The 1,469-nt window shown below is 66.5% G+C and carries 1 protein-coding gene; it reads left to right on the top strand.

Going from position 1 to position 1,469, the window contains the following annotated elements; genetic code table 11:
* Positions 1-255 precede the first annotated feature (255 nt).
* Positions 256-1,428, top strand: coding sequence for a S1 family peptidase (locus NYP18_RS15285; protein WP_439648109.1), 1,173 nt, complete (start codon positions 256-258; stop codon positions 1,426-1,428).
* The last annotated feature ends 41 nt before the right edge of the window (positions 1,429-1,469 follow it).

The raw sequence follows: 1,469 nt of genomic DNA, 5'->3' as shown, positions 1-1,469 counted from the left end.
ATCCTTTCTCATCGGAAAGTGTTGCAACGACCCTTAGGACTCAAGAGGTTCGGTCCGCACCCCATCCTGGTTTTCAGGGCGGCTGCCGGATGAATACCGCCGTCAGCATCAACGGGAGCCAGCCGGCCCTGAAGGTGAACCTGGCAGGCTGGTAACCATTCGGACACGACATTCATGCCCACCTGCCGGTTCGGGGGTGCCGTGGCATGATGTTGAGGTATTCGTTTGAGCACCACCAGAAGGGCCCCACCTCACATGCGACGGCACTCCCGCGTTAGAAATATCATGACTGCAACGATGCTGACGGGGGCGGTACTGCTCGCGGCACCGGCCTCCGGTGCAGTCGACGCTCCGGCAACCCCCGAGGCCGTGGAGCTGGAGAACCCGCAGGTTGAGCAGGCCCAGCAGCCCAGCGGTCAGGTGGAGGTCGCTTCCGCCGACGTGGTCAACCAGGTTCGGGGCCAGCTGGCTGCTTTCGGCGTGCAGGCCCCGGCGGTGGACACCGCCCTCACCGATGCAGTGGACCAGGCGATCGTGGACCATGTCCCCAACACGAAGCTGGGTGAATCGGAGACTGTGGAGGACAACTCCGCCACCGTGGCGGGCACCCGGTACGTCGACCAGGTGGAGATCACCGACGAGATGCGCGGGCGTTTCGTCGAGGAGGATGCTGTCCCCCTGGATCCGAACTACCGCTGGCACAATGATCCGGTCGCCAAGACCATGGCCGGCAAGCCCTTCGATGAGTGGGTCCTGCACCGCGTGCCGGGTTCCTGGTTCGACGCGCCGCGCATCCCGGAGGAGTCCATGGTCGTGCAGAACCAGGACGCCTCCCTCTACGGCCCCGGGACCCCGATCTACCTGGGTGACAACATGATGTGCACCCTCGGTGTGGTGGGCACGGACGCGCAGGGCCGGAAGGTCGGCCTCACCGCCGGTCACTGTGGTCAGCCGGGCGACCAGGTCTGGTCCGCCGATTCTTGGCAGGTCGGCCCCACCGGCACGGTCGTCACCACCAACCAGGTCCATGATTACTCGGTCGTGGAGCTGGGCTCGAACGCCGAGCTCACACGCACCTACAACGGCGTGACGGTCAACAGCGTCGGGGGCCCGGTCGGGCCGGGGCAGGTCCTGTGCAAGCAGGGTGTGGCCACCGGCCACACCTGCGGCCACGTGTGGGCCGCCGACGAGGAGGTCCACATCACGCAGGTCTGCGCCATGATGGGCGATTCCGGTGCGCCGCTGCTGGCGGGTGACCGCATGGTGGGCATGATCTCCGGTGGCGTGCTGCCGGACCACCGCCTGGCCTGCCAGTCGCCGCTGCAGGGGCAGCTGTTCATGCCGACCGCCTCGCGCACCATGGATGCCGTCCTCAAGGACGTGGATGCCCGTGGGGGAGTCGGGGCCGGTTTCCGCCTCCCGGACTAGATGATTGATTCCTGGGGGCACCCCGGGATTCGCTACCGCTA

Source organism: Corynebacterium lemuris, from assembly GCF_024919295.1.
GTDB lineage: Bacteria > Actinomycetota > Actinomycetes > Mycobacteriales > Mycobacteriaceae > Corynebacterium > Corynebacterium lemuris.
This window is presented reverse-complemented; position numbering and strand designations above follow the sequence as displayed.

Coding starts and splice junctions, on each gene's coding strand:
- NYP18_RS15285 (WP_439648109.1), top strand. CDS start 256: ATGCGACGGCACTCCCGCGTTAGAAATATCATGACTGCAACGATGCTG.